Annotated in this window: 22 protein-coding genes, 7 tRNA genes and 1 pseudogene; 16 read left to right on the top strand and 14 right to left on the bottom strand. The window is 73.3% G+C overall.

What is annotated here, in order from left to right; translation table 11 throughout:
• Positions 1-873 carry a TrmH family RNA methyltransferase gene (locus HFV08_RS22905; protein WP_168541911.1) on the top strand — a complete coding sequence of 291 codons (873 nt, stop codon included), beginning with the start codon at positions 1-3 and terminating at the stop codon, positions 871-873.
• A gap of 30 nt (positions 874-903) precedes the next feature.
• Here the strand turns inward: HFV08_RS22905 and HFV08_RS22900 are convergent, their stop codons facing one another.
• Together HFV08_RS22900 and HFV08_RS22895 are read right to left on the bottom strand one after the other, a co-directional pair.
• The gene (locus HFV08_RS22900) at positions 904-1440 is read right to left on the bottom strand and encodes a hypothetical protein (RefSeq protein ID WP_168541909.1); all 537 of its coding nucleotides are present in this window, start codon (positions 1438-1440) and stop codon (positions 904-906) included.
• Between the two features lie 300 nt (positions 1441-1740).
• Complete coding sequence (locus HFV08_RS22895) at positions 1741-3081, bottom strand: serine/threonine-protein kinase (RefSeq protein WP_210430650.1); 1341 nt, start codon at positions 3079-3081, stop codon at positions 1741-1743.
• 589 nt (positions 3082-3670) lie between these two features.
• On the opposite strand from HFV08_RS22895, the gene HFV08_RS22890 reads away from it, so the two are divergent.
• Positions 3671-3934 carry a hypothetical protein gene (locus tag HFV08_RS22890; protein WP_168541907.1) on the top strand — a complete coding sequence of 88 codons (264 nt, stop codon included), beginning with the start codon at positions 3671-3673 and terminating at the stop codon, positions 3932-3934.
• 274 nt (positions 3935-4208) lie between these two features.
• Positions 4209-5165 (top strand): phosphotransferase, encoded by a 957-nt coding sequence (locus HFV08_RS22885; protein ID WP_312885790.1) that lies wholly within the window; start codon positions 4209-4211, stop codon positions 5163-5165.
• 53 nt (positions 5166-5218) lie between these two features.
• Here the strand turns inward: HFV08_RS22885 and HFV08_RS22880 are convergent, their stop codons facing one another.
• Positions 5219-6589 (bottom strand): nucleobase:cation symporter-2 family protein, encoded by a 1371-nt coding sequence (locus HFV08_RS22880; protein ID WP_168541903.1) that lies wholly within the window; start codon positions 6587-6589, stop codon positions 5219-5221.
• A gap of 303 nt (positions 6590-6892) precedes the next feature.
• On the bottom strand, positions 6893-7351 hold the full coding sequence (locus HFV08_RS22875; protein ID WP_168541901.1) for a MarR family winged helix-turn-helix transcriptional regulator: 459 nt from the start codon (positions 7349-7351) through the stop codon (positions 6893-6895).
• Positions 7352-7573: 222 nt separating this feature from the next.
• Between HFV08_RS22875 and HFV08_RS22870 the strand changes: the two genes are divergently transcribed.
• Together HFV08_RS22870 and HFV08_RS22865 are read left to right on the top strand one after the other, a co-directional pair.
• Entirely contained in the window at positions 7574-9058 is a 1485-nt protein-coding gene (locus tag HFV08_RS22870; RefSeq protein ID WP_168541899.1) for an MFS transporter, read from the top strand.
• Positions 9059-9167: 109 nt separating this feature from the next.
• Positions 9168-9452: a TFIIB-type zinc ribbon-containing protein gene (locus HFV08_RS22865; protein ID WP_070083150.1), complete on the top strand. Its 285-nt coding sequence runs from the start codon at positions 9168-9170 to the stop codon at positions 9450-9452.
• A gap of 167 nt (positions 9453-9619) precedes the next feature.
• On the opposite strand, the gene HFV08_RS22860 is transcribed toward HFV08_RS22865, so the two are convergent.
• From HFV08_RS22860 to HFV08_RS22840, 5 genes are all read right to left on the bottom strand, one after another.
• Positions 9620-9694, bottom strand: a tRNA-Val gene (locus tag HFV08_RS22860).
• 31 nt (positions 9695-9725) lie between these two features.
• A tRNA-Val gene (locus HFV08_RS22855) sits at positions 9726-9797 on the bottom strand.
• Positions 9798-9828: 31 nt separating this feature from the next.
• A tRNA-Val gene (locus HFV08_RS22850) sits at positions 9829-9900 on the bottom strand.
• Between the two features lies 1 nt (position 9901).
• A tRNA-Cys gene (locus HFV08_RS22845) sits at positions 9902-9975 on the bottom strand.
• Between the two features lie 37 nt (positions 9976-10012).
• Positions 10013-10085, bottom strand: a tRNA-Gly gene (locus HFV08_RS22840).
• Between the two features lie 153 nt (positions 10086-10238).
• Here HFV08_RS22840 and HFV08_RS22835 point away from each other — a divergent pair.
• The 3 genes and pseudogenes from HFV08_RS22835 to HFV08_RS22825 all read left to right on the top strand — a co-directional run.
• Entirely contained in the window at positions 10239-11273 is a 1035-nt protein-coding gene (locus HFV08_RS22835) for a chorismate-binding protein (protein WP_168541951.1), read from the top strand.
• The gene (locus HFV08_RS22830; protein ID WP_168541897.1) at positions 11270-12091 is read left to right on the top strand and encodes an aminotransferase class IV; all 822 of its coding nucleotides are present in this window, start codon (positions 11270-11272) and stop codon (positions 12089-12091) included. The genes HFV08_RS22835 and HFV08_RS22830 overlap by 4 nt, the downstream gene beginning before the upstream one ends.
• 84 nt (positions 12092-12175) lie before the next feature.
• Positions 12176-12490 (top strand): annotated as a pseudogene (locus HFV08_RS22825) (GNAT family N-acetyltransferase); the annotation flags it as partial.
• Between the two features lie 70 nt (positions 12491-12560).
• Here the strand turns inward: HFV08_RS22825 and HFV08_RS22820 are convergent.
• Complete coding sequence (locus HFV08_RS22820; protein ID WP_168541893.1) at positions 12561-13088, bottom strand: DsbA family protein; 528 nt, start codon at positions 13086-13088, stop codon at positions 12561-12563.
• 193 nt (positions 13089-13281) lie between these two features.
• Between HFV08_RS22820 and HFV08_RS22815 the strand changes: the two genes are divergently transcribed.
• Both HFV08_RS22815 and HFV08_RS22810 read left to right on the top strand, forming a co-directional pair.
• Positions 13282-13716: a hypothetical protein gene (locus HFV08_RS22815; protein WP_168541891.1), complete on the top strand. Its 435-nt coding sequence runs from the start codon at positions 13282-13284 to the stop codon at positions 13714-13716.
• A gap of 277 nt (positions 13717-13993) precedes the next feature.
• Positions 13994-14182: a hypothetical protein gene (locus tag HFV08_RS22810; RefSeq protein WP_168541889.1), complete on the top strand. Its 189-nt coding sequence runs from the start codon at positions 13994-13996 to the stop codon at positions 14180-14182.
• Positions 14183-14251: 69 nt separating this feature from the next.
• On the opposite strand, the gene HFV08_RS22805 is transcribed toward HFV08_RS22810, so the two are convergent.
• Entirely contained in the window at positions 14252-14809 is a 558-nt protein-coding gene (locus tag HFV08_RS22805) for a CGNR zinc finger domain-containing protein (RefSeq protein WP_168541887.1), read from the bottom strand.
• A gap of 243 nt (positions 14810-15052) precedes the next feature.
• A complete protein-coding gene (locus tag HFV08_RS22800) occupies positions 15053-15466 on the bottom strand; it encodes an SsgA family sporulation/cell division regulator (protein ID WP_003959770.1) in 414 nt (137 codons plus the stop codon).
• Between the two features lie 190 nt (positions 15467-15656).
• On the opposite strand from HFV08_RS22800, the gene HFV08_RS22795 reads away from it, so the two are divergent.
• Entirely contained in the window at positions 15657-16091 is a 435-nt protein-coding gene (locus tag HFV08_RS22795) for a TIGR02611 family protein (RefSeq protein ID WP_168541885.1), read from the top strand.
• Between the two features lie 93 nt (positions 16092-16184).
• A tRNA-Val gene (locus HFV08_RS22790) sits at positions 16185-16256 on the top strand.
• Between the two features lie 344 nt (positions 16257-16600).
• Here the strand turns inward: HFV08_RS22790 and HFV08_RS22785 are convergent.
• Positions 16601-19630 carry an SCO7613 C-terminal domain-containing membrane protein gene (locus HFV08_RS22785; RefSeq protein WP_168541883.1) on the bottom strand — a complete coding sequence of 1010 codons (3030 nt, stop codon included), beginning with the start codon at positions 19628-19630 and terminating at the stop codon, positions 16601-16603.
• A gap of 423 nt (positions 19631-20053) precedes the next feature.
• Between HFV08_RS22785 and HFV08_RS22780 the strand changes: the two genes are divergently transcribed.
• The 4 genes from HFV08_RS22780 (at position 20054) to HFV08_RS22765 (ending at position 23729) form a co-directional block, all read left to right on the top strand.
• Positions 20054-20527, top strand: coding sequence for an SRPBCC family protein (locus HFV08_RS22780; RefSeq protein ID WP_168541881.1), 474 nt, complete (start codon positions 20054-20056; stop codon positions 20525-20527).
• Between the two features lie 301 nt (positions 20528-20828).
• Positions 20829-20900: transfer RNA gene (locus tag HFV08_RS22775), tRNA-Val, on the top strand.
• A 199-nt stretch (positions 20901-21099) separates the two neighbouring features.
• A complete protein-coding gene (thrS, locus tag HFV08_RS22770; RefSeq protein ID WP_168541879.1) occupies positions 21100-23076 on the top strand; it encodes a threonine--tRNA ligase in 1977 nt (658 codons plus the stop codon).
• A 92-nt stretch (positions 23077-23168) separates the two neighbouring features.
• A complete protein-coding gene (locus HFV08_RS22765; protein ID WP_168541877.1) occupies positions 23169-23729 on the top strand; it encodes an HIT family protein in 561 nt (186 codons plus the stop codon).
• 313 nt (positions 23730-24042) lie between these two features.
• Here the strand turns inward: HFV08_RS22765 and HFV08_RS22760 are convergent, their stop codons facing one another.
• Positions 24043-25719 (bottom strand): AbeC-like domain-containing protein, encoded by a 1677-nt coding sequence (locus HFV08_RS22760; protein WP_168541949.1) that lies wholly within the window; start codon positions 25717-25719, stop codon positions 24043-24045.
• Positions 25720-25724 lie beyond the last annotated feature (5 nt).

Here is a 25724-nt window from a genome sequence, read left to right as displayed (position 1 = left end):
GTGGCCGAACTCCTCACCGTCGACGACCCCGACGACCCCCGCCTCGGCGACTACACCGGGCTCACCGACGTCGAGCTGCGCCGCCGCCGGGAACCCGCCGAGGGGCTGTTCATCGCCGAGGGCGAGAAGGTCATCCGCCGGGCCCGCGAGGCCGGGTACGCGATGCGCTCGATGCTGCTCTCCGCCAAGTGGGTCGAGGTGATGTCCGATGTCATCGCGGAGGCGAGTGCCCCCGTCTACGTGGTCAGCCCCGAGCTGGCCGAGCGGGTCACCGGCTACCACGTGCACCGCGGGGCCCTCGCCTCCCTCCGGCGCAAGCCGCTGCCCGCCGCGGCCGAACTCCTCGGCGCCGGCCACCGGGCCCCGGCCGACGGCCGCACCACGGACGAGTCCTCGCCGTCTGCCGGGCCGAGGAGTGCGGGCCGGCGCGTCGCCCTCTTCGAGGACCTGGTGGACCACGCCAATCTGGGGGCCGCCTTCCGCAACGCCGCCGCCCTGGGCGTGGACTCCGTCTTCCTCTCGCCCCGCTGCGCCGACCCGCTCTACCGCCGGGCCGTGAAGGTCTCGATGGGCGCGGTCTTCACCGTCCCCTGGACCCGGTTGACCTCCTGGCCGAACGAGATCGAGGTCTTCCGGCGGTACGGGTTCGTGACCGCCGCCCTGTGCCTCGGGGAGCGGTCGATCACGATCGACGAACTGGCCGCCCGCCGGTACGGGAAACTGGCGCTGCTGCTCGGCACCGAAGGCGACGGGCTGTCGGACGCCGCCCTGCGCGCCGCCGACGAACATGTCCGCATCCCGATGGCCGCCGGGGTGGACTCCCTCAATGTGGCCGCCGCCTCCGCCGTGGCCTTCCACACGACCCGGCTCTGAGCCCCGAGCAGCCGCCGGGGCGGCGGGAGTTCAGCGGTCTTCCGCGCTCGCCAGGGACTCGGTGACCATGCGGATGGCGAAGTCGGGGTCCTCGGTGACACGGCTGATGTGCTCGGCGAGCAGGACGGTGGTCGCCTCCAGGGCGGTGATCTCCTTCTCCGTCCAGTCGCCGTACTGCTCGCGCCACAGGGTGGGGCTCACACCGGTGCCCGCGGCGATGACCAGCGCGGACATGGTGGGGATGGTCTCGGGACGCACGCTCATGGGCATCAGACGCAGCGAGGCGACCAGCGTCGGCACCACGTACTCGATCACGTCCTTGTCCTCGTGCTCGTGGGCCTGCCGCAGCCAGCTCATGAACATGTAGATCACGGTGCAGGTGCCGTCCAGTACCGCGACGGCGCCCTCGGGACCCAGCGAGGCCATGAACTGGTCGCTCAGCGCCTGCTGTTCCGGGTCGTGCTCGGTCCGTCCCGCGCGGATGGCCTTGAGCTGGGAGTCGATCAGCATGAGCGCGGTGCCCACATCACCGACGGGCGCGTGTGCGGGGCTGTAGGGCGATGACACGGGGGAGTCCTCCTCGGACGGCCGCGAGGGACGGTGCGGCACATCGGTACCGTAGACGCCCGAGAGGGCGATATCGCGCGATGCGAGCGGAATGCCACCCGTTCCGGCCAACTGCCGCCCCCCGAACCGGACATGACCGCCGCGACGCCCCTCGACCCCGGTCCCGCCCCGGCCCGACTCCGGCCTCCCGCGCGTCGCCCGGACCTACGACGCGTACGTCCCCCGGGGAGGTCTCGCGCGTACGTCTTCGCGCGGACGCGTACCTCGCCCGTGCAGAGGGCCCCGTACGTCCCCCGGGCCCTACGGCGCGTACGCGTCCCGGACCTGCGGTGCCTCCCCGGGCGCCGCTCCCGTCCCGCTCACCGGGACCGCGGGCCGGCCGCCGAGCCCGCTGGCCGGACCCTGGCAGCCCTGGGCCGCCGCGATGCCGAGGGCGACGAGCAGCGTCACCACGACGAAGACGATGAGCCGCTGGCGCAGCAGCCGGGGGTTGGCGGGCCTGCGCACCGAGCCGGTGCCGCGCGGCGCGGGACGCCCGGCCCTGTTCCGCGGCGCGGGCCTGCCGCCCTGCCGGGGCGCGCGCCCGGTGGCGGGCCGACCGGTCGCGGGGCGCCCGGCGGTGGGACGGCCGGACGTCGGCCGGGCGGGTGCGCCCTGGCGGGCCGGGCCGGGGCGGGCAGCCGTCTGCCGGGGGCCGGTCGGGGCACCCTGGGCGGGGCGGCGCGGGGTGTGCGGCTCCGGGTACGCGGCGGTGACCCGCTCCGTCGTGCCGCTCTCGGTGTGCGGTGCCGGGATCCGGGACTCGGGCAGGCCCTGGGCCTCGCGGGCGGCGATCTCCTTCAGCCGCAGCGAGAGCTGCAGGGTGCTCGGACGGTCCTCCGGGTGCTTCGCCAGACAGGCCTCCACCAGCGGCGCCAGCGCGTCGGGCACCCCCTTGAGCTGCGCCTCCTCGTGCACCACCCGGTAGAGCATGACCTCCGAACTCCCGTGCCCGAAGGGCGAGTCGGCGGTGGCCGCGTAGGCGAGGGTGGCGCCGAGCGAGAAGACGTCGGTGGCCGGGGTGACCGCTGCCCCGCGCACCTGCTCGGGGGCGAGGAAGCCGGGGGAGCCGACCGCGGTGCCGACGTGGGTGAGGGTGCTCGCCCCGGTGGCCCAGGCGATCCCGAAGTCGATGATCCGGGGGCCCTTGGGCGAGAGCAGGATGTTGGAGGGCTTGAGGTCGCGGTGGACCACCCCGGCCTCGTGCACCGCGACCAGGCCCTCGGAGAGCGCGGCCCCGACCGCGGCCACCTCGGCGGCGGTCAGCGGACCGCCCTCGGCGACCTTGTCGTGCAGCGAGGGCCCCGGTACGTACTGGGTGGCGAACCAGGGGCGCTCGGCCTCCAGGTCCGCGGCCACCAGGCGGGCCGTGCAGCCGCCGCGGATGCGCCGCGCCGCGGAGACCTCGCGGGCGAAGCGGGAGCGGAACTCCTGGTCCTCCGCGAGATCCGGCCGGATCACCTTCAGCGCCACCCGCTGGCCGCGACGGTCCGAGCCGAGGTAGACCACGCCCATCCCGCCCGCGCCGAGCCGGCGGTGCAGCCTGAACGAGCCGACGACTCGCGGGTCCTCGCGCCGGAGCCGCATCATCGCCATGTTCATCCCCGTCGCTGGTCCGTCTGACGTGCCACAGCTTACGTTTACCGCGGGCGGAGCGCGCAGAGGCCGCGCCTTCCCGTTGGGCCGTCTTCAGTACGGGGCAGGCGACTTGAGGGACCCTCAGCGCCGAGCCCCCGCTCCGCTCCCTCTCCTGTCGCTCCGTCAGTTCCCGTGCCCGCCAGGCCGGTTGACCTCCGGGACCAGCGCCGCCGGGGGGCCCGCGCCGCCGGGTGCCCCGGGCCGCGGCAGGCACCCCGCGGTCACCCTGGGCCCACGGGAGCCGGGCGCTGGGTGATCACCGGGGTGAGCGACCTCACCCGGGCCGGGGCGGGACCCCTCCGGGAAGACCCCGAGGACCCGCCCGGATCTCCACCCCGCGTCTCCACCCAGTGGAGTACACCCCGCGCTCGCGCTCATCCTCCGGGAGGCCCGCCATTCGATACGAGGGCATGACGTCGCCGACCGGCCCCGCGCCTAGATTTGAGGTCGAGCGGCGGGTGCAGCACTCGTCCCCCGAGGCCAGACGCCCGCCGCCGCCAGGTGAGGTGCCGGGGGACGGCATCGGACCACCGTTTCGGTCAGGAGAGGGAGCATGGCGGACACCGCGACACGGAGCATTCTCCGTACGCAGAGGCGCAGGGCCCAGGCCCCGCATGCCTCGGCCGCCCTCTCCCTCGCAGGTGCGACCGTGCGCCGTACCGTGACAGGGCTTGGAGTGCGCCCTTCCGGTACCCGCCACCCCGCGGTGGCGGCGGCCATGGTCCTGCCCCTGGCGGCCCTGCTCGTGGTCGTCTTCGGCGGCTGGGACGCAGTGGTCACACAAGCGTCGTCCGTGGGCGTGATGCTGGAGCGCTGAGCGGCACTCCAGGCCCGGGAGAGCGGCCCGGGCGGGGACATCCGGCCTGAACAACCCCGTGGGGACGGGGGTGCGGCGGACGGCACAGATGCCGGCGCAGCTGGGGAGCTGCGCCGGCATTGCTTTTCCCCGGGGTACGCCCTCCGCGACCAGCCCCGTAGGCTCCCTCCCGAGGTCGTCCCCCGGTTCGCCGGTACAAGGGACGTCCACCGGGTCTCCGGTACCGGTGAGCACCGTCCGCCGGGCGCCCGGCACCAGTCATCAGGGGGTGTCCGTGTCCGCGACCGTGCTGCGCGCCCTCGCGGCGACCGTGCGCGGCGCGGTCCATCTGCCCGGACAGCACGGCTGCGCCTGCCCCGCCCCGGGGGCCGTGCTCGCCGACCGCGAGGACGCCGCGGTGGTCCGGCACGGCGAGGCCGTCGCCAAGGCGCACGCCCCCGGCACCGACCCCCGCGAACTGGCCCTGCGTACGGCGCTGGCCGCGCACCCCGCCCTCGGCGGCGTCCTGCTCCCGCCGCTGCGCCCCGGCCCCGTGGAACTGCACGGCAGGCCGGTCACCCTGTGGCCGTACGGCGAGCCCGTCGACCCCGAGGACCCCGAGGCCGCGCCCTGGGAGGCCGCCGCCCGGCTCCTTGCCCGGCTGCACCGCACCGACCCCGGCGTTCTGCCGCCCGGCCTGCCCGCGATGCGCGGCCCCGCCCGGGCGGCCCGTGCCGTGGCCCGGCTGCGCGCCCGCGCCGCCGCGCACCCCGCCGCCCCGGCCGTCCTCGCCGCCTGGTCCGCGCTGCCGCCCTGGGCCAGGGGCGAGGCGCCGGTGCCGGGGAGCGCGCTGTGCCACGGGGACGTCCACCTGGGCCAGCTGGTACGGGAGCGGGGCGGCGGCTGGGTGCTCATCGACGTGGACGACCTCGGCACCGGGGACCCCGCCTGGGACCTCGCCCGGCCCGCGGCCTGGTACGCCTGCGGGATCCTCGGCCCCGGGGAGTGGGCGCGCTTCCTGTCCGCCTACCGGTTGGCGGGCGGCCCCGCGGTGCCCGCACAGGGCGACCCCTGGCCCGTACTCGACGTACCCGCCCGCGCGGTGACCGTCCAGTCCGCGGCCCTCGCGCTGGTGAAGGCCACCGGGGCGGACCGCGCGCTCGACGAGGCGGAGCAGTCCCTGACCGAGGCCTGCGTACGGATGGCGGGACTCGCCCCCGGTCCTGCCGGAGAGTCCGGTACCTCTTCCTGAGAGGTCTGACGGATCCGGTACGGGTGGGCCCCGCCGGGGGAGGGCCGGGCGCCTCAGGAGTCCGCGGGCGCCCGGGACCGGCTGCTCGGGGTGTGGTGGAAGAGCAGGTTCAGGAGGAAGGCGGTGAGGGCGGCGCTGGTGATCGCGCTGCCGCCGATGATCTGCACCCAGGTCGGGAAGGCCCGGTAGAAGTCGGGCGCCACCACGGGCAGCATGCCGACCCCCAGGGAGACGGCGACGATCATCAGATTTCCGGTGCCCTCGAACTCGACCTTGCGCAGGCTCCCGATGCCGACCGAGGCGACCGTGGCGAACATGACGAGACCCGCGGCGCCGACCACCGGACCCGGCAGGGAGGCGACCAGTTCACCGAGCCGGGGTATGAGCGCGAGCACGACGAGGATGCCCCCGGCGACGGCCGCGACATAGCGGCTGCGCACCCGGGTCATGCCGACCAGGCCGACGTTCTGGGCGAAGACGGTGTCCAGGAAGCCGTTCATGATCCCGCCGAGTACGCCGGAGACGCCGTCGGCGGCCAGTCCGCGCGCCAGGGAGCGGCGGTCCACCGGGCGGCCGGTCATCTCCCCGACGGCGAGCATGTCGGCGGTGGACTCGGTGAAGGTCACCAGCATCACCACGCACAGCGAGACCACGGCCGCGACCGGGAACTCCGGGGCGCCGAAGTGGAAGGGCGCGGCGAGGCCGAACCAATCGGCGTCCTCGGCCGCGGAGAAGTCGGTGAGCCCCATCGGGACCGCGACGAGGGTGCCGGCGATCAGGCCGATCAGTACGCCGAGCTGGGAGAGGAAGCCGCGGGTGAAGCGGGTGAGCAGGACGATCAGGAGCACGATGCCGCCCGCGAGGGCCAGCCGGCCCGGGGCCGCGTAGCCCTCGGCCTCCGGGTCCTCGCCCGCGATCAGGCCCGCCGCGACGCCGATCAGGGAAAGCCCGACCACGGTGATCACGGTTCCGCTGACCACCGGCGGGAAGAAGCGCACCGCCCGGGCGAAGGGCACCGCGACCAGGAGCCCGAAGAGCCCGGCGGCGATCATCGACCCGTACACGGCCTGCAGCCCGTACTCGCCCGCGATGAGGATCATCGGTGTCACCGCGGTGAAGGTGGCCCCGGCGACCACGGGCAGCCGTACGCCGAGCACCTTGCCGACCCCCAGCGACTGCACGAGGGTCACCGCACCGGCGACCAGGAGGTCGGCGCTGATCAGCAGCCCGACCGTGGAGGTGTCGAGTCCGGCGGCCGCGCCGAAGACCAGCGGGACCGTGACGCAGCCGGTGTACATCACCAGCACATGCTGCAGCCCGAGCAGCAACAGCCGGGCGGGGGAGGGGACTTGGTCCACCGGGTGGCGGGCGGGCGCGGGGGCTGCTGCCCGGTCGGGCGCGGCCGGGTCGGGTGCCTGTGACATGGGGTCTCCGGAGCGGGCGGGCGTACGGGAGCGGGCCGCCGCGCGCCATGGCGGAGCACGGCGGTGGTGTCCCTGCCCTGATCCCCTCCCGCGCGGCGTTTCAACATTTTGTTGATCCTCGGCCGCGTGGATTTCGTCTTCGTTGCCGGGTGCGCACGGGGGCGTTGCGATTCCGGCGCGGGGAGCGGTGTTCCGGGGGCGGATCGCCGGGGTGGGGTCAACTGCCGCGGGGAGGGCGCCTGCCGGGGTTCCGCCGCCGGCCGGCGGGGCGGGCCCGCCGGAGTCCCCGCCCCGTCCGCGCCGTCACTCCTCCCGGGGCCAGGGCCGTCCGCCGAGGCGTTCGATGCCGGTGTTGAAGCGGCGCAGATAACCGGCGAAGGCCCGGACGTCCTCGGCCGACCAGTCCGTCATGACCTCGTCCAGAGCGCGGACGATGCCCTCGCGCTCCTCGTCCAGCATCCGCTCGCCCACCTCCGTGATGCGGAACTTGCGGGCCATGCCGCCCCCCGGATCCTGGACGCGGTCCACGAGACCGGCGCGCATGGCGGCGGCGGTCTGCCGGTTGAGGGTGGAGGTGTCGAGACCGAAGGCCTCGCTCAACTCGCCGATCGACATGGGCCCTTGCACCCGGATGCGGCTGAGCAGGATGTACGCGCTGCGCTCCAGGAGGCCGTCCTTGCGGCGGCCGCCGCGCTGGTTCAGGAACGTATGGCGGCTGAGCAGCATCTGCTCGTACTCGACCTCATGGGTGGGCTTGGTCATGCGCCCGGTGCCTTCCGGTTGGACGGGTGTCGATCTGCGGTGGCGGGAGGGGGGTGGTGGTGCGGGGGCAAGGTCCGGAATCGGGGCGGGTGCGGGCCTGCGGGGTGGATGCATGGCGGCCTCGGGGCTGGATGTCCCACTCTCTCACGCCCCCTCGTGGATGTGCATGATGCATGCCATGTGTATGGTGCATATCCACTGGTCCCCGTCGAGGAGTGCCCCATGCCGGACGCCCCCCACCCTCCGCTCGACCCCGCGCCGCACACCGCCGCGCACTCCCGCCCGATCATCCTCACCCTCGCCTTCGCCGGTACCACCGCGGCGATCATGCAGACCCTCGTCACCCCGCTCCTCGCGGACCTCCCGGTGCTGCTGCACACCACGCCCGCCAACTCGGCCTGGGTGATCACCGCGACCCTGCTCGTGGCCGCCGTGTGCGTACCCGTCGTCGGCCGCCTCGGCGATCTGCTCGGCAAGCGCCGGATGCTGCTCGCCTGCTCCGTACCGCTGTTCGCCGGTTCGGTGATCTGCGCGCTCTCCTCCTCGATCGTCCCGATGATCGTCGGACGCGGGCTCCAGGGCATGGGCATGGGCGTGGTCCCGCTGGGCATCGCCCTGCTGCGCGATGTGGTCCCCAAGGAGCAGCTCAGCCCCTCGATCGCGCTGGTCAGCGCCTCCATGGGGATCGGCGGCGGGCTCGGGCTGCCGCTGTCCGCCGCCATCGCCCAGTACGCGAACTGGCGAGTGCTCTTCTGGGGTTCCGCCGCCCTGGCCGCGGTGATCGCCGCGCTGATCTGGTTCCTGATCCCGGACGTGCCGCCCGGCGCCCGGGGCCAGCGCTTCGACGTCCCCGGCGCCCTCGGCCTCGGCGCGGGTCTGGTCTGCCTCCTGCTCGCGGTCTCCAAGGGCGCCGACTGGGGCTGGAGTTCGGGGACCACCCTCGGCCTGTTCGCCGCCTCCGCGGTGCTCCTGCTCGCCTGGGGGAGCTGGGAGATCCGGACCACCGACCCGCTGATCGACCTGCGCACCACGGCCCGGCCCAGGGTCCTGCTGACCAATATCGCCTCGGTCTTCGTCGGCTTCGCGATGTACGCGGGGATGCTGGTCATGCCCCAGCTGCTGCAGTTCCCGGAGGCGACCGGCTACGGCCTCGGGCAGTCGATGCTGGCGGCCGGCCTGTGGATGGCACCCGGCGGCCTCATGATGATGGTGGTCTCCCCGCTCGGCGGAAAGCTGACCAACGCCCGCGGCCCGAAGCTCACCCTGCTCAGCGGGGCCCTGGTCATCGCCGCGGGCTACGCCCTCTCCCTGGCCCTGATGGGCTCCGCCTGGGGCATCATGCTGGCCCTGATGGTGATCAACAGCGGCGTCGGTCTCGCCTACGGCGCGATGCCCGCCCTGATCATGGGCTCGGTCGCGCTCTCCGAGACGGCGGTGGCCAACGGTTTCAACACCCTGATGCGTTCGCTCGGCACCTCGGTCGGCGCCGCCGTGATGGGCGTGGTCCTCGCGCAGCTGACCACCGGTACGGGTGCCCGGACCTTCACCTCGGAGACCGGGTTCCGCACCGGCCTGGTGATCGGCTGCGCGGTGGCGCTGCTCTCCGCCGCGATCGCCGCCGCCATCCCCGCGGTACGCCAGCCGACCCCCGGCCTTCGAGCGGCACCGGCCGGGGCCGGGCCCGAGCGCTCCACCGCCGGCGCCTGACCGCCGCACCGGGCGCCCGGCCGGGGAACCCGACGAAGTAGGGTTCCCTGCACCGGAGCCGGGCGGTCCCCGGCCAAGCCGTACCCACCGGCGAGGAGTTGAGCCGAGCATGCAGTGTCCCAAGTGCCATGCCCCGATGCACACCTACAACCGCAACGGCGTGCAGATCGAGCAGTGCAGCGGTTGCCGCGGGATCTTCCTCGACTACGGCGAGCTGGAGTCCCTGACCCGCCTGGAGTCGCAGTGGTCGCAGCCCGCACCGCCGCCCCCGCCCGCCGCCCCGCAGGCCTACCCGGCCGCCCCGGCCCCCGCCTGGGGCGCCCCGCAGGGCCACCACGGGCAGTACGGACACCACCGGCACAAGGGCTTCGGGCACATGCTCTTCTCCTCCTGAGCCGGGCCCCGGGCGCGTCCGTGCGCCCGCACCCGCGAAGTCCCGGACTGCCTTGAGCGGTCCGGGACTTCGCCGTGTCGGGTGCGGTGGGGGAGATCCGTATGCGGCGGAGGAGAAACGAGAAGGCGGCCCGCCCGCACACCGTGCGACCGGACCGCCTCTGCAACTGGTGGACGATACTGGGATTGAACCAGTGACCTCTTCCGTGTCAGGGAAGCGCTCTCCCGCTGAGCTAATCGTCCTCGGGACCACGGCCGGGGCCGGGTGACTGCGTGCGCGATACTGGGATTGAACCAGTGACCTCTTCCGTGTCAGGGAAGCGCTCTCCCGCTGAGCTAATCGCGCGGGACCGAACCTCTGCTGCCAGTGGTTCGAGTGGACGATACTGGGATTGAACCAGTGACCTCTTCCGTGTCAGGGAAGCGCTCTCCCGCTGAGCTAATCGTCCTTGGAGGTGGAGACGGGATTTGAACCCGTGTAGACGGCTTTGCAGGCCGTTGCCTCGCCTCTCGGCCACTCCACCAGGAGTGAGCGGGGGTTCGGGAAGATCCCCCACGTCGAGCGGACGACGAGATTCGAACTCGCGACCCTCACCTTGGCAAGGTGATGCTCTACCAACTGAGCCACGTCCGCCTGTCGTTTCGGCCCGCTCGCGCGGCCCGGCGACGAGGTGAACTCTAGCGGATTCCCCGGCCAGCACAAAAACGCGTTTACGCAGCGTGCTGCGCTGTGACCGCTCCAGGGCACCCGGGGGCCACCCGGCCTAGACTCACGAGTGTGCGCCATATGTCCGCGAGTGCCCGCTTCGGGAGTCGTCTGGCCGAGGGTCTCCTCGACGTCACGGACGACCCCGCGGCCCTGGACTCGACCGGCTTCTGGGCCGTCTGCCAGAACTTCGAGGGCGGCCTGGTCTGCGCCCGCTTCGCCGCGGTCCGCGAGCAGGCGGCACCGCCGGCCCGCCCCGGAGCCTGGCCGGGGCCGGCCCCCGAGGCCTGGGACACCTCCCTCGGCCACCGGTCCTATACGGAGGGTGTGCGCGCCATCCAGGACCGGATCGCCGCCGGCGAGGTCTACCAGGTCAACCTCTGCCGGCTGCTCACCGCACCGCTCCCGCCGCAGGCCGACCTCGGCGACCTCGCCGCCCTGCTCGACCGCGGCAACCCGGCCCCGTACGCCTGCCTGATCCGGCTGCCCGCGCACGGCGTGGAGGTCGCCTGCGCCTCGCCGGAGCTGTTCCTGCACCGGAGCGGCCGGGAGGTGGTCTCGGGGCCGATCAAGGGCACCGGGCGCAGCGTGTCCGCCCTCACCGCCAAGGACCGCGCCGAGAACGTGATGATCGTCGACCTGGTGCGCAACGACCTCGGCCGGGTCTGCGAGCCCGGTTCGGTCACCGTGCCCGAACTCTGCGCGGTGCAGCGCCATCCCGGCCTCGTCCACCTGGTCTCCACCGTCCGCGGGCAGCTGTGCGCCGGGGCGGGCTGGCCGGAACTGCTCGCCGCGGCCTTCCCGCCCGGCTCGGTCAGCGGCGCCCCCAAGTCCCGTGCGCTGCGCCTGATCCGCGCGCTGGAACCGGTGCCGCGCGGGCCCTACTGCGGCGGGATCGGCTGGGTCGACGCGGACCGCCGCCGCGGCGAGCTGGCCGTCGGGATCCGTACCTTCCGGGCCGACCGGAGCACCGCCCGGCTGTGCTTCGGCACCGGCGCCGGGATCACCTGGGGCTCCGATCCGGAACGCGAGTGGCGCGAGACCGAACTGAAAGCCTCCCGGCTGCTCGCGGTAGCGTCGGGGACCTACGAGCCAAGTGGAGGATCAGCGGCGTGAAGATCTGGCTGAACGGTGCCCTGCGGGACGCCGAGTCCGCGCGGGTATCCGTGTTCGACCACGGACTGACCGTGGGGGACGGTGTGTTCGAGACCGTCAAGGCCCTCGGGGGCCGCCCCTTCGCCCTGACCCGGCATGTGGAGCGGCTGGTCCGCTCGGCCCTCGGCCTCGGCCTGCCGGAACCGGACCGGGCCGAGGTCCGCCGCGCCGTCGAGGCGGTCCTCGCGGACCAGCCGGTGCCGCTCGGCCGGATCCGCGTCACCTACACCGGAGGCGTCTCGCCGCTCGGCTCCGAGCGCGGCGACACCGGCCCGACCCTGCTCGTCGCCCTCTCCGGGACCACCCGGCGCCCGGACTCCACCGCCGTCGTGACCGTCCCCTGGCGGCGCAACGAGCACGGCGCGGTCACCGGCCTGAAGACCACCTCGTACGCGGAGAACGTCCTCGCCCTGTCCCGGGCCCACGAGCAGGAGGCCTCCGAGGCGCTGTTCGCCAATACGGCGGGACGGCTGTGCGAGGGCACCGGATCCAATGTCTTCGTGGTGCTCGACGGGGAGATCCACACCCCGCCGCTCGCCTCCGGCTGCCTCGCCGGGATCACCCGGGCCCTCACCCTGGAGTGGACCGGCGCCAAGGAGACCGACCTCCCGTTCGACGCCCTGGAGCGCGCCGAGGAGGTCTTCCTCACCTCGTCCCTGCGCGATGTGCAGGCGGTGCACCGGGTGGACGGCCGCCGGATCGAGGCCGCTCCCGGCCCCGCCACCGCCAAGGCGATGCGCGTCTTCGAGGAGCGCGCCGGGCAGGACCTCGACCCCTGAGCCGGGCACGACCGCGGTCCTGACTCCGGCTGCCGAGCCGTCCGGAGGCGTACCGGACTCGCGGAGCAGGGTAGAAACCCCGGCATGACGACCACGCTGCGGCCGGTGGAGCCGCTCCAGCGAGGCGAGGGCGGCGCGCTGTCCCGCCGCTACCAGGTGTGTGTCAACGGGCGGCCCGTCGGCGCGGTCCACCTCGCCACCGACCCGGAACGCGGCCCCGGCGTGGCCTGGTTGCGGGAACTGCGGATCCAGGAGGCCGACCGGCACCGGGGCCGGGGCACGGTGGCCGCGCTCGCCGCCGAGGAGATCGCCCGCGACTGGGGCTGCGCCACCATCACGGTGACCCTGCCGGGCGGTGCCACCCCCGGCCTGCGGCTCGCGCGCGCCCTGGGCTATCTGCCGGGCGGCGGTCCGGAGGCGGGGGTGGACGGCTCGGTGCCGCTGGAGAAATCCTTGCGGTAGCGGCGGCTCAGTCCTTGCCGTCGGCGAGCAGCCGGTCGGCGATCTCCTCGATCCGCTCGCGCAGCCCCTCCTGGCTCGTGCCGCCGTCGAGGCGTTCGCCCCCGATGACGTAGGTCGGGGTGCCCGTGATACCGATCGCCTTGCCCTCGGCGTGGTCGGAGTCGACCATCAGGATGTGCCGCCCGTCGATCAGCGCGGTGTCGAACTCCTCGGCGTTCAGGCCGAGTTCGCGGGCCACCTGGACGAGGAAGGGCTCGCCCTGCGCCTCCAGCTCCGCCACCCGCTCCAGGACCGCCTCGACATAGGTCCAGGCCTGGCCCTGCATCGCCGCCTCCTCCGCCGCCTGGGCCGCGGCGAAGGCGTACTTGTGCCGCTCCAGGGGGAAGTGGCGCAGCCGAAGCTCCAGCTTGTCGCCGTAGCGCTCCCGCAGCGCGCGCAGGTCGGCGAGGGCGGTCCGGCAGTCCGGACACTGCAGCTCGCACCAGACGTCGAGCAGGGGAGGCGCCGAGGAACCGGCCGGAGTGGAGTCGCTCATGCCGTCAGTGTTCCAGCCCGCCGCCCGCACGCCCAACTCGGACCTGCGGACGAGGGGCCGACCGGCCCAGGGGAGGAGAGGCGACCCCGAGATGTCCCTGAGCCCGCGGGGGGACCGTGGCCCCCGGACGGAGAGCGGGTGCAGGATGGAGGGAGAGCCGTGACCCGCACGGCCGAGGCCGCTGGAGGACCGGATGCTTGCCGAGACCGTGTGTTCCGCCGTAGCCGTGGCGGGCCTTGGCATCGCCGGGGTCACCGCCTACCGCAAGCGCTTCCTCGCGGCCGCCCGGCTCGCCGCCTACTCCCTGGTGCCCCTCGGCCTGGTGATGACCGGCGCCGTGGAGTGGGCCGTGGACACCGCCTTCAGCCCGATGGCCTGGGCGGGCTTCGGCGTACTCGGCGGCGCCTGGCTCCTGTTCATCGGTACGCGCGCCGTGGAGCGCCGCGGCGGCGGCACCCGCAAGGAGCGCAAGGCGGCGCGCGCGGCCCAGGACCGGGCCGTGGCGCCGGCCGCCGCGGCCCCGCCCCTGGGACAGCAGCCCGCCGCTCGCCGGGGCTCCTCGCCCGCGACGGGCGGCTCGGAGGACTTCAGCGACATCGAGGCCATCCTGAAGAAGCACGGCATCTGAGGCACCGGGCTGCGAGGTCCCGGGTCCGGTCCACAGGATCGGGCGTACGGGACGCGGCGTACGGGCCCTTATGTCCGGCGTCCCGGGCCCGGGAAGTGCAACGGTGTGCAGCCTGCTCGGCGGGTGAAGCGCGGCGGCCGAGGAGGGCGCTGCGGGGGCGCGAGGGCCCGGCGGGCGGCCGAGTGTGGCAAGCGTGTCACAAGATCCGGCGAAGACCCCTGGTTTCTGCGCGTCCCTGGGCGGGGGCCCGCCGGCCCTGCGTCATGATCATCGCGAGATGCCCGACAGTTCCCGCACCCCCGCCGCCCCGTCGCCCGCGGCCCAGGCCACGGCCGAGTACCCCGCCGAGACCCAGGAGCGCCGAGGCTGTCTCTTCGCCCTCTCGCAGCCACCCCTGATGATCTTCCTGGCGGTGATCGGCTGCCTGCTGCTCTCGGCCTCGCTGCACGATCTGCTGTTCCTGTGAGGTGCTGTTCCGGTGCCGGAAAGAGGCCCTCCGGCGCCCGGCATCCGGTGACGCACGGTGACCGGCGGCTCAGCCGGCGGCCTCCTTGCGGCGCGCCCGGTAGGCGGCCACATGCAGTCGGTTGCCGCAGGTGCGGCTGTCGCAGTACCGGCGGGAGCGGTTCCGGGACAGGTCGACGAAGGCGTTCTGGCAGTCCGGCGCCTCGCAGCGGCGCAGCCGCTCCTGCTCGCCCGCGACGACGAAGAAGGCGAGGGCCATGCCGCAGTCGGCGGCGAGGTGGTCGGCGACCGAGGCGCCGGGGGCGAAGTAGTGGACGTGCCAGTCGTAGCCGTCGTGGTCGGTGAGCTGCGGGGTGGTGCCCGCGGCGGCGACCAGCTCGTTGATGACGGCGGCGGCCGCCCGGGGCTCGGCGGCGGCGAACACCTCGGTGAAGCGGCCGCGGACCGCGTGGACCGCGGCGAGATCCTCGGCGGAGAGCGCGCCGACACCGCTCACGTCGTGGTCGCGGACGAACGCGGCGAGGTCGGCCACCGAGCCCAGGGCGTCGTGGCCGTCCTCCTCGGGAGCGGAGTTCACCAGGTCCACCACGGTCAGCAGCGCGCACCGGGTGTCATGGGTGATCTGCACGGGTCGCTCCCTGGCCTGGGTCGGTCGGATGCCCGCCGATGCTAGCGGCTCGTACCCGACCGGGGGCCGGAGTCGTCCGTTACCAGGGGTGGCCGTGACCGGCCGGGGCCTGCCGTCCGTACAGCGCACCGGCGCCGCGCGCCGCGGCGAACCGCGGCGGCGACGCCGGTCAGTCTGCGCTTGTCCGTGCCCGCGCCGTCTCCCCGAGTGGACGGCGCCGGGGGGCTCCCAGGGGGCCCGGCCTCAGCTTTCGGCCAGGATGTGTGAGAGCTCCGTGTCGAGATCGAAGTGGCGGTGTTCGGTGCCGGGTGGCACCGCGGCGTCCGTTCGCTTCAGGAACGACTCCAGGGCCCGCGCCGGGGCCTCGAGCAGAGCCTCGCCCTCCGGGGAGCTCAGGGCGATGCAGACAACGCCCTGTCCGTGGCTCCGGGACGGCCATACGCGGACGTCTCCGGTGCCCGTGGGCCGGTGCAGGCCCTCGGCGAGGAGGTCGCGGGCGAAGACCCACTCGACCGTCTCCTCGGCTCCGGTGTGGAAGGTGGCGTGCACGGCGTAGGGATCGGCCGTGTCATACCGCAGTCCTGCGGGAACAGGCAGTGAGGACTCGCTCGACACAACGAGGCGCAGGTGCAGCTCGCAGCTGACCGTGGTGTTCATAAGCGCCAAGGCCTTTCGCTCAGTGTGCGCTCGGGGATTCGCACGTCGGCGAAATCGACATGCCACCTACGGTGCCGTTGTAAACCCCTCTGAGTGTTTTGAGTCGCTTTAGGTACCTCGGATGGCGGAGTGTTTCTTCAGTCCGTGGGCCCATTCCGGTGACATGTTTCTGTCGGGTAGGTTTGGCGGCATGAATACGGGGAGTGACGAGACGTCGGAGGGCGTGGTGGTGGTCAAGGAGGAGCGGGGGGAGAAACCGCTCGGTTCGCGGGCTCCGGACTTCGTCAAGGCGCGCAGGTACCTGCATCTGAGCTGGCAGGTCGGCGTCTTCGTGGTGGGTCTCGTGGTGGTCGTCGGGGGCATCATCATGCTTCCGCTGCCGGGGCCCGGCTGGCTGGTGATCTTCGGCGGCATGGCCATCTGGGCGACCGAGTTCGTCTGGGCCCAGCTCGTGCTGCGCTGGACCAAGCGCAAGGTCACCGCGGCGGCGCAGCGCGCGCTCGATCCCCGGGTGCGGCGCCGCAACGTGATCCTCACGACGATCGGGCTGCTGATCATCGCCGTGCTCGCGGGTGTCTACCTGTGGCGCTTCGGCCTGGAGATGCCCTGGAACATAAAGGAGTGACCTGCCGGGGCGCGGGGGGCCGGGGTGGTCCCGCGGGTGCTCGTCGGGTGGTCGGGGGCACACCTGACATGCGGTAATGTTCTCCGTGCGCCCGGGCGATTAGCTCAGTGGGAGAGCGCTTCGTTCACACCGAAGAGGTCACTGGTTCGAACCCAGTATCGCCCACCCGGTTCCGCGGCCCGGAGGCCTTCGCCTCCGGGCCGCGGTCGTGTCCGCATTCCGTAGTGGCGGATTCCGGTTCCCTTTCCGGTATCTGACGGTGACTCATCCGTGACCATGGCGGAGGAATGCGAATCCCCGTATTCCGTTCCGGTCGTGCGCCGCGATTTTGTGCGCGGCCGTGGACCGAAATTCGCCCGGGGCGAGCGGAATTCGCCGCCGGTTGGCCTGAACTCACCCACGGTCCTTCCTTTTCGCGCCCCGTGCGAACCCGTGCGAAGGGAACCGGGACAACTCCCGGTTCCCCCGGGGCCGTCGGCCACCCGGGGGAACCGGACGCCCGGGCGGCCTCAGCGCATCCGGGACAGGGCGCCGCGGAGCCTGCGCGCGTCCCGCAGCCGCCGTTCGTACGTCGCGCCGACCGCGAGCAGCAGCAGTCCGGCCAGCGCGGGCGGCACCCAGCGCGGCAGCGCGTCGGCCAACTGCACCAGAAACGGCGCGAGTTCGTGCAGGGCGACCAGGACCAGGGTGGACCCGCCGAGCAGCAGCGGAGCCGCGAGCCGCCGGTGCGCCCCGGCCAGGGTGAGGACGAGGGCCCCGAGGCCGAGCAGCAGCGGGCGCTGCCAGTCGCCGTCCAGCCAGGTCGCCACCAGCGAGGGCAGCAGGGTGGCGGCGAGCCCGGGACCGTAGGCCGTCCAGGAGGAGGCCGCCGGGTCGCGGCGGCGGCGCAGCAGCCCGAGGAGCAGCGCGGGCACGGTCGCGGGCAGGGTGTAGGCCTCCGGCGCCGTGACCTCCCAGGAACCGAGCCGCACCCAGGACGCCAGGACGAAGAGCACCGCGGAGACAAGGCCCGCCGCGCGCCTGCGGTCCTCGTGCAGCGCCTCGGCGGCGGCGAGGACCCCGCAGAGGGCGAGGACGAGCGCCAGTACGGGCGGTTCCGCGGCGGCGAGCCCGAGGGCGAGCACCGCGGCGGCGGCCCCGGTCACCTCGGCGGCGAGGCGCCCCGCGGGCTCCCGCAGCACCCGCCCGGCGAGGAGCACCGCGAGCGCGGCAGGCACCAGGACCAGCAGGGCGGTGCGCGCGGCGGGCCAGTCGGCGGCGGCACCCGCGGCCGCGAGGAATCCGGTGCCGAAGGCGAGGGCGGCGGCCACCGCGGCCGCTCGCAGGGCCGCCCGGACGTCGACCAGGGCGGCGCGGACGGTGACCTGGGCGGCGGGGCCGGCGGTGGGTGCGGCACTGGCGCCGGGTGCGGTGCCGGATGCGTGGGTGGCACCGGTGACACCGGGATCAACTTCGGTGGCGCCAGGGGCGGTTGCCGTGGGGCCGGCGCCGGTTGCGGTGGGATCGGCACCGGCACCGCTACCCGCCGCCGCGGCAGCACCGGTCCCGGAACTCGCGGTGGACCGGACGGCGAGCCCGGCGGTCGCGGTGAACAGGGCGGTGAGCGTGGCCAGGGTGCCGAGTGTCCAGGCCTCGGTGCCCAGGGAGAGGCAGAGCGCGCCGCCCGCGGAGGTCAGCGCCAGGCCCAGCGCGGTGGGGGAGAGGGCCGCGTCGCTGGTCCGTACGGCGAGCAGCAGGAGGGCCGCGCAGAGTGCCGACTGCCCGATGACCACGGCCGGATGGGGGAGTTCCGCCGCCGGGGGCAGGCAGTACAGGGCGGACCAGGCGAGCACGGTGGCGGCCGGGTCGGCGGCCGCGCGCAGGGCCCTTGGCGCGCTGCGGACCGTACGGCCCGCGTACCGCACGCAGGCGGCGAGGAGCGCGAGGACCAGCAGGGCGGGCAGCGGGCGGGGCTCGTCCAGGCCCTGGCCGAGCAGTTCGCCGCGGGCGCCGCGCCACACCTGGTCGAGTACGTCGAGCGGTGCGGCCAGGGTGTGCAGGGCGGCGGGCAGCGCCCAGGCGCCGATGAGGGCGGCCACCGCGGCGGCGGCGCCCAGAACTCCGCGCAGGACGTCGAGCGGAAGGGCCGGAGCGCCGGTCGCCTCGGCGGGGGTGGCGGGTGTCTGGGCGGGGGCCGCGGCGTTCTGCGGAGCCGCGGTGCCGTGCTGATCCGCACCGGCCTTCTTCGTGTGAGCTGAACCGGCCGTCTTCGTGGCGGTGGGTCCGCTCGGCCGGAGGTGGTGGTGGCCGGTGGCGGCCAGCAGGACGAGGGCGCAGAGGAGGTAGCCGGGCACCGTCCAGTCGGCGGGCAGCAGGGTGCGCAGGGCGCCGCCCGCCGCAGCGATCAGGAGCAGTCCGCCCGCGGCGGCCGAGGGCACCGGGATCCCCAGCGGCCCCGGTCGCCAGGCGGCGGCGAGGGCGAGCGCCCCGGCGCAGCCGAGCAGCGCGGCCGAGCCCAGGGACGGGCCGGCGCCCTGCGCCTCGGCGGAGCGCTCCGCGGCGAGGGCCACGGCGACGGCGAAGGCGGTGAGCGCGGAGGCCGCGGCCACCAGGCGCACCGGCAGCGGTCCCGGCCGACGTACCAGAAGGAGGTCGGTGGCCGCGGTGAGGAGGAGGGCCGAGGACCACAGGTAGGGGCCCGCGTCGAGGTGGGCGGCGAGGAGGAGCAGAGGTGTCTGGCCCAGGGCGACCGCCGCCGGGACCGGGAGGCGCAGCTTCGGGAGGCGCGTGCCGTAGGCCGTCCACAGGGCGGTCAGCAGGGTCAGGGAGACGGCGGCGTAGGCGGTGCCGTCCGTGTCCGGCAGGGCGACCGCGTGCAGGGCGTAGACGTCGAGGAGGGTGAGCGCCAGGCCGAGCGCGGACAGCGCCTCGGCGGTGGAGCGCAGGCCGCGGCGGAGCAGCGGCACCGGGGCGCCGAGGGCGGTGACGGTGACGGCCGCGAGGACCGCGGCCCGCGCGCCGATGCCGAGGTGACCCCAGCTGACCAGGGTGAAGGCGAGCGCGGCGATGGTCAGCAGCAGCCCGCCGAAGAGCAGCAGCAGATTCTGCACCCGCGGGCCGGAGGCCTCCGGAGCCGCCTGCCGCGCGCCCGCCGGGTGGGCGGGGTGCATCGGGGTGCGGGCACGGGCGCGCCCCGGGGCGAAGCCTCCGCCCGGCGCGGTGCCCCAACCGGTCCCCGGGCCCTGCGGGGCCGCGGAGCCGGGAGCCCCCGACGCGGCGCTGCCCCATCCGGCTCCGGAACCCTGGGGTGCCGCGCTGCCCCATCCGGCCCCGGGAGCCTGTGGCGCCGCGCTGCTCCACCCGGCCCCGGGAGCCCCCGGTGCGGAGCCCCAGCGGCGGCCCGGGATCTGCGGCTGCCCCCAGGGTCCCTGCGGCACCCCGCCGAGCATGCCGAGCAGCCAGGCTCTGCGGGCCAGCAACTGAGCCCGGCGCACGTCGAGTTGACGCAGCTCTTGGTCGAGGAGCCGGAGTTCCTCGGCGGGTGTCGGCGTGTTCGTCATGGCCCGAGTCTGCTGGCCCGCGCCCCGCCGGGGCATGGGTGCGGATACTCAGCTCGTACTCAGCCGGGGAGAGGCGGCGGCTGGTATCCGGCCTGGCAGCGGGTGGTCTGGGGGTGGTGTGGGGGCGGCGTCCGTACGCGCCGGCACTCAGCCGGGCCCTCGACGCGGCCCGGTGCCGCCGCCCGGGCCGGTGCGCCACCGGGGGCGGAGGAGCGTGGGTCCGGGCGGTCCGGGCGGTCCGGGCGGCGGCACCGGGCGACGCGGCCCCGCCCCCCCGGAGGCACGGGCGACCGACCTCGGAGCCACAGGAACCGCCCCCGACCGGCCCGCACCTCACAGCCGACGCCCCGCACGCCGCAACGCCGTGCCCGCCCCGGACGCCGCAACCCATCGCCCACGGCACCCGCCAGGCACACTCGGAGCATGAACTGGTGTCACTACCGCTTTCGCAGTGTCTGGTACCTGCCCGCCCGCCCGGCGCTGGTCGGTGCCGTGCTGGAGGACGCGGAGAACTACCCGCTGTGGTGGCCGCAGGTGCGCGAGGTGCTCCCGCTGGACGAGCACAGCGGGCGGGCGCGCTTCAGGTCGGTGCTGCCGGTGGACCTCGTCGTCACGGCCCGGGAGCGCAGGCGGGACCCCGGCTCGGGCGTCCTGGAGATCGAGATGAGCGGGGACCTCCAGGGCTGGGCGCGCTGGACGGTGCGTACCGGACCCGGCGGCGCTGGCACCAGGGCGGTCTACGAGCAGGAGGTCGAGGTGCGCAAGCCGCTGATGCGCAGGCTCGCGGTGCCGGGGCGGGCCGTGTTCCTCGCCAACCACGCCCTGATGATGCGCGCCGGGCGACGCGGGCTGCGCGCGCACCTGGAGCGTCTCGCGAGCCGGGCGGAGGTCGGCTGAGGCGGCGGGAGAGGTGCGGTGCCGGCCGTCGGCGGAACCCGTGAGCCGGAGGCACCAGGGCCCGTGCCGCGAGGACGGTGCCCGGCACGGCCGATCCGGACGCGTACCGGCCGATCAAGATGCGCATCGACCCATCAGGACTCGTACCGACCCATCAGGACTCGTACTGACCGATCAAGACTCGTACTGACCGATCAGGACGCGTACCGGTCGATCGAGATCCGCACCGGCCCATCAAGACCCGTACCGGGAATGCGGTTTGGAGCAGGGGCGCGCCCCCTGTATGGTTCAGTGCGTTCCCGGGCGATTAGCTCAGTGGGAGAGCGCTTCGTTCACACCGAAGAGGTCACTGGTTCGAACCCAGTATCGCCCACCCGGAAGAGACCGGTCCGTCAGCCGACGGGCCGGTTTTCTGCTTCCCGGGGCCCGGTCCGCCGCGGCCGTCCGGTCCGTTGCCGCCGCCGTGCCAGGCGTGTTTTTGCCGCTTCGCTCCGGCGGCCCCCGGCTCGGTACGATTCCCCTGCGCGCGCTTCTTCGTCGGCCGCGCGACCACCTTCAGTCAGGAGAGACCGGTGTCAGACGTCCGTGTGATCATCCAACGCGATTCCGAGCGGGAAGAGCGCGTGGTGACGACGGGCACTACCGCCGCCGAGCTCTTCGCCGGTGAGCGCACCGTGATCGCCGCCCGGGTCGCGGGCGAGCTGAAGGACCTCGCGTACGTGGTCGGCGAGGGCGAGCAGGTCGAGCCCGTGGAGATCTCCTCCGAGGACGGGCTGAACATCCTGCGGCACTCCACCGCGCACGTCATGGCCCAGGCCGTGCAGGAACTCTTCCCCGAGGCAAAGCTTGGCATCGGCCCGCCGGTCAAGGACGGCTTCTACTACGACTTCGACGTCGAGAGGCCGTTCACCCCGGAGGACCTCAAGGCCGTCGAGAAGAAGATGCAGGAGATCCAGAAGCGCGGCCAGCGCTTCTCGCGGCGCGTGGTCAGCGACGAGGAGGCGCGGGCCGAGCTGTCCGGGGAGCCGTACAAGCTGGAGCTGATCGGGATCAAGGGCTCCGCCGGTTCGGACGACGGCGCCGATGTGGAGGTCGGCTCGGGCGAGCTGACCATCTACGACAACCTCGACCCGAAGACCGGCGAGCTGTGCTGGAAGGACCTCTGCCGCGGCCCGCACCTGCCCACCACCCGCACCATCCCGGCCTTCAAGCTGATGCGCAACGCCGGCGCCTACTGGCGCGGCAGCGAGAAGAACCCGATGCTCCAGCGCATCTACGGCACCGCCTGGCCCTCGAAGGAGGAGCTGAAGGCGCACCTGGAGTTCCTCGCCGAGGCCGAGAAGCGCGACCACCGCAAGCTCGGCTCCGAGCTGGACCTGTTCTCCATCCCGGACCAGATCGGCTCGGGCCTCGCCGTCTTCCACCCCAAGGGCGGCATCATCCGCCGGGTGATGGAGGACTACTCGCGGCGCCGCCACGAGGAGGAGGGGTACGAGTTCGTCTACACCCCGCACGCCACCAAGGGGAAGCTCTTCGAGACCTCGGGCCACCTCGACTGGTACGCGGACGGCATGTACCCGCCCATGCAGCTCGACGAGGGCGTGGACTACTACCTGAAGCCCATGAACTGCCCGATGCACAACCTGATCTTCGACGCCCGCGGCCGTTCCTACCGTGAACTGCCCCTGCGGCTCTTCGAGTTCGGGACGGTCTACCGCTACGAGAAGTCCGGCGTGGTGCACGGCCTCACCCGGGCCCGCGGCTTCACCCAGGACGACGCGCACATCTACTGCACCAAGGAGCAGATGGCGGACGAGCTGGACTCGACGCTCACCTTCGTCCTGAACCTGCTGCGCGACTACGGACTGACCGACTTCTACCTGGAGCTGTCCACCAAGGACCCGGAGAAGTTCGTCGGCTCGGACGAGGTCTGGGAGGAGGCCACCGAGACCCTGCGCAAGGTGGCCGAGAAGCAGGGTCTGCCGCTGGTCCCCGACCCGGGCGGCGCCGCCTTCTACGGGCCGAAGATCTCGGTGCAGGCGAAGGACGCCATCGGCCGTACCTGGCAGATGTCGACCATCCAGCTGGACTTCAACCTGCCGGAGCGCTTCGACCTGGAGTTCACCGGGCCGGACGGGTCCAAGCAGCGTCCGGTGATGATCCACCGCGCCCTCTTCGGCTCGATCGAGCGCTTCTTCGCGGTGCTCCTGGAGCACTACGCGGGCGCCTTCCCGGCCTGGCTGGCGCCGGTGCAGGCGCTCGGCATCCCGATCGGGGACGCGCACGTGCCCTACCTCCAGGAGTTCGCGGCGAAGGCGCGGAAGCGGGGGCTGCGGGTCGAGGTGGACTCCTCCTCGGACCGGATGCAGAAGAAGATCCGCAACGCCCAGAAGCAGAAGCTGCCCTTCATGGTCATCGCGGGCGACGAGGACATGGCCGCCGGTTCGGTCTCCTTCCGCTACCGCGACGGCTCGCAGGAGAACGGCATCCCGATCGAGGAGGCCATCGAGAAGCTGGTCAAGGTCGTCGAGGACCGCGTCCAGGTCTGAGGCTCAGGGCGGGGCCCGGTACGGCGCGATGCCGTGCCGGGCCCCGTTCGCGGATGTGCCCCCGGCCCTCCGCCGGCCCCGCCGGACGCCATATGCTGCACCCCATGACCAGTGAGCCGGAGCAGCAGATCGGAGTGGGGACGCCGGACGCGTTCCAGCGCCTGTGGACCCCGCACCGGATGGCGTACATCCAGGGGGAGAACAAACCCACCGGGCCCGAGGCGGGCGACGGCTGCCCGTTCTGCTCCATCCCTGCGAAGTCCGACGAGGACGGGCTCGTCGTCACCCGCGGCGAGCACGTGTACGCGGTGCTGAACCTCTACCCGTACAACGGCGGCCATCTGATGGTGGTGCCCTACCGGCACGTGGCCGACTACCCGGAGCTGACCGCCGAGGAGACCGCCGAGCTGGCGGTGCTCACCAAGCAGGCCATGACGGCGCTGCGGACCGCCTCGAATGCCCAGGGCTTCAACATCGGCATGAACCAGGGGGCCGTCGCCGGGGCGGGCATCGCGGCCCATCTGCACCAGCACATCGTGCCGCGCTGGGGCGGCGACACCAACTTCATGCCGGTGGTCGGGCATACCAAGGTGCTTCCTCAACTCCTGGCGGACACACGGAAGTTGCTGGCTTCGGCTTGGCCTGGGGTCTGAGTTCTGCTGCTTGAGTTCTCTGGGGGCTCCGCGTTTTGGGGGCTCGCGTTTTCGGGGTGCTTGAGTTTTCGAGATCCTTGAGTTTTCGGGGTGCTTGAGTTCTTCGGGTGGTGGGGCTGAGCCGGTGCGGGGCTGCGGGGTTGGGGCGGGGTCGCGTATGTCAGCTGACAGGTGACGGATAACAGATGACGGATAACAGATACTGTCATCCGTCATCCGTCAGCTGTCACCAGTCAGTTGATGCCCAGCGGCCCCAACAACTTCAGCCCCCCGACACCGCAGACGCCCCCGATGCCCCCAACACCCCCACCCCTCACGCGTCGTACAGATCCGCCTTCTTCGGCGTGGCATCCTGCACCGAGCCGCTGAGCGCCATCGAGCGGGAGCCGAAGCGCGTCGTGTCCACGCCGTTCTCGTCCAGGACCTTGATCGCCGCCGCGTGGACCACCCGCAGGACCGGGGTGGCCGCGCGCAGCGCGTCGTCGGCCATGAAGCGGTGCCGCCAGGGCTGGTCGGCCCAGGCGTGCCGCAGGCCGAAGGGCTCGGGCAGCGTCAGCTTGCCGCCGAGGAAGTCCAGCAGCGGGGGGTACCAGGTGAAGGGGGCGCGGGCGGCGAGGCGTACCACCTCGTCGGTCTCGATGAGCGGCAGCTTCTTGGTGGTGGTCTCCCAGAAGCGGATCGCCTTGGAGACCTGCTTGGTCTTCGGCGAGGGCTTGGTGGTGAAGAGGGAGTTCACCGGGCCGAGGGCGTGACCGGTGACCTCGATGCGCAGGGTCTCGTGCAGCACGGTGACGGTGATCAGCATGGTGATCACCAACTGGCCGTCCCAGAGGGTGAACTGCACACCCAGGTAGTGCCGGTCGCCGCTGCCGAACTGCTGCTCGTTGCAGATCCGCTGGATCTCGTGCTGCTTGATCTGGAAGGCGTCGACGTCGGTGCCGGTGGGCCGGGCCACCGCCCCCGCGTTCTCCCCGACGGGGGTGACGATCCAGTGCCGGATGGAGGGCTTGGGGAAGCCGCCGGTGTGCAGCGGTCCGCGCTCCAGCATCCGCAGCTGGTCGTGGATGGCGCGGATCACGTCCCAGCTGCGGAAGGGGTGGATCTCCTTGTCGGGGTCCTTGGGCACCAGGTCCTCGGCGAGGTGCCAGCTGCCCCAGCGGGTGCCCATGCCCAGGATGCCCTTGGGGCCCGCGTAGAAGACGGAGTTGGAGTGCTGCTCGGCGGTGAGCCGGGCGAGGCCCTGGCGCAGGCGCTCGGCGGCGGTCTCATTGGGGTCGGTGGGCACCGCCTCCGGGATCTTGGCGCCGAGGCCGCCGCCGGAGAGCAGGCTCTCCCAGCGGGTGAAGAGGTCCTGGGCGGTGCGCTCGCAGATCCGCTTGGCCCAGAACCAGCCGAGTACGGGCGCGATCACGGCGGCCCGGGTGTACCAGGCCCAGAAGCCGTCGAAGGGCGTCTTCAGCACGAAGAGCACGGCGAGGATGCCGCCGACCACGAGGACGGTGGTGGCGAGGCCGGAGGCGCGCTTGTTGTCGGTGCGGTCCACCATGCGGCGGATCTGGAAGACGAGCAGCCAGAACACGAGTCCGGGCAGGAAGATCAGCCCGCACAGGGCCATCACCGCGGTCAGCCAGGTGTCGCGCTCCTTGCGGATGCGGATGGCGGCCAGGCAGTGCTCGACCACGGCCTGCGGGTCTATCCCGAAGGACTGGATGAGCGGCTTCCTGGCCCCGCCGAGCATGCGGTCCTGCACGGCCCGCGCGAAGGCCTCCCCGAGGTTCGGCTTGAGCAGCGACAGCCGGCCCGCGCTCACCTTGGACTGGTGCCATTCGTTGTCCGCTTTGAGGATCTCCTCCACGGGCCGGTCGCGGTACGCGGCCGAGGCCAGGGCCTGGGTCGCCGCGGTCTGTCCGGCCGCACCGGAGAGCGGGACCTGCGCTCCCGGCGAGAAATCGAATCCGTCCGACACTGCCCGCCCCCATCGCCACCGCATTCGCT

It is taken from the genome of Streptomyces physcomitrii (assembly GCF_012273655.1).
GTDB lineage: Bacteria > Actinomycetota > Actinomycetes > Streptomycetales > Streptomycetaceae > Streptomyces > Streptomyces physcomitrii.
The sequence above is the reverse complement of the archived record's forward strand: the minus strand, read 5'-3'. Positions and strand labels throughout refer to the sequence as shown.

What these genes read in the sequence shown, in the direction of transcription:
- HFV08_RS22875 (WP_168541901.1), bottom strand. Translation starts at nt 7,351, where the DNA reads ATGACCAAGCCCACCCATGAGGTCGAGTACGAGCAGATGCTGCTCAGC.
- HFV08_RS22785 (WP_168541883.1), bottom strand. Translation starts at nt 19,630, where the DNA reads ATGACGAACACGCCGACACCCGCCGAGGAACTCCGGCTCCTCGACCAA.
- HFV08_RS22810 (WP_168541889.1), top strand. Translation starts at nt 13,994, where the DNA reads ATGCCCGACAGTTCCCGCACCCCCGCCGCCCCGTCGCCCGCGGCCCAG.
- HFV08_RS22865 (WP_070083150.1), top strand. Translation starts at nt 9,168, where the DNA reads ATGCAGTGTCCCAAGTGCCATGCCCCGATGCACACCTACAACCGCAAC.
- HFV08_RS22815 (WP_168541891.1), top strand. Translation starts at nt 13,282, where the DNA reads ATGCTTGCCGAGACCGTGTGTTCCGCCGTAGCCGTGGCGGGCCTTGGC.
- HFV08_RS22890 (WP_168541907.1), top strand. Translation starts at nt 3,671, where the DNA reads ATGGCGGACACCGCGACACGGAGCATTCTCCGTACGCAGAGGCGCAGG.
- HFV08_RS22895 (WP_210430650.1), bottom strand. Translation starts at nt 3,081, where the DNA reads ATGAACATGGCGATGATGCGGCTCCGGCGCGAGGACCCGCGAGTCGTC.
- HFV08_RS22795 (WP_168541885.1), top strand. Translation starts at nt 15,657, where the DNA reads ATGAATACGGGGAGTGACGAGACGTCGGAGGGCGTGGTGGTGGTCAAG.
- HFV08_RS22780 (WP_168541881.1), top strand. Translation starts at nt 20,054, where the DNA reads ATGAACTGGTGTCACTACCGCTTTCGCAGTGTCTGGTACCTGCCCGCC.
- HFV08_RS22760 (WP_168541949.1), bottom strand. Translation starts at nt 25,719, where the DNA reads ATGCGGTGGCGATGGGGGCGGGCAGTGTCGGACGGATTCGATTTCTCG.
- HFV08_RS22880 (WP_168541903.1), bottom strand. Translation starts at nt 6,589, where the DNA reads ATGTCACAGGCACCCGACCCGGCCGCGCCCGACCGGGCAGCAGCCCCC.
- HFV08_RS22870 (WP_168541899.1), top strand. Translation starts at nt 7,574, where the DNA reads ATGCCGGACGCCCCCCACCCTCCGCTCGACCCCGCGCCGCACACCGCC.
- HFV08_RS22820 (WP_168541893.1), bottom strand. Translation starts at nt 13,088, where the DNA reads ATGAGCGACTCCACTCCGGCCGGTTCCTCGGCGCCTCCCCTGCTCGAC.
- HFV08_RS22800 (WP_003959770.1), bottom strand. Translation starts at nt 15,466, where the DNA reads ATGAACACCACGGTCAGCTGCGAGCTGCACCTGCGCCTCGTTGTGTCG.
- HFV08_RS22765 (WP_168541877.1), top strand. Translation starts at nt 23,169, where the DNA reads ATGCTGCACCCCATGACCAGTGAGCCGGAGCAGCAGATCGGAGTGGGG.
- HFV08_RS22835 (WP_168541951.1), top strand. Translation starts at nt 10,239, where the DNA reads ATGTCCGCGAGTGCCCGCTTCGGGAGTCGTCTGGCCGAGGGTCTCCTC.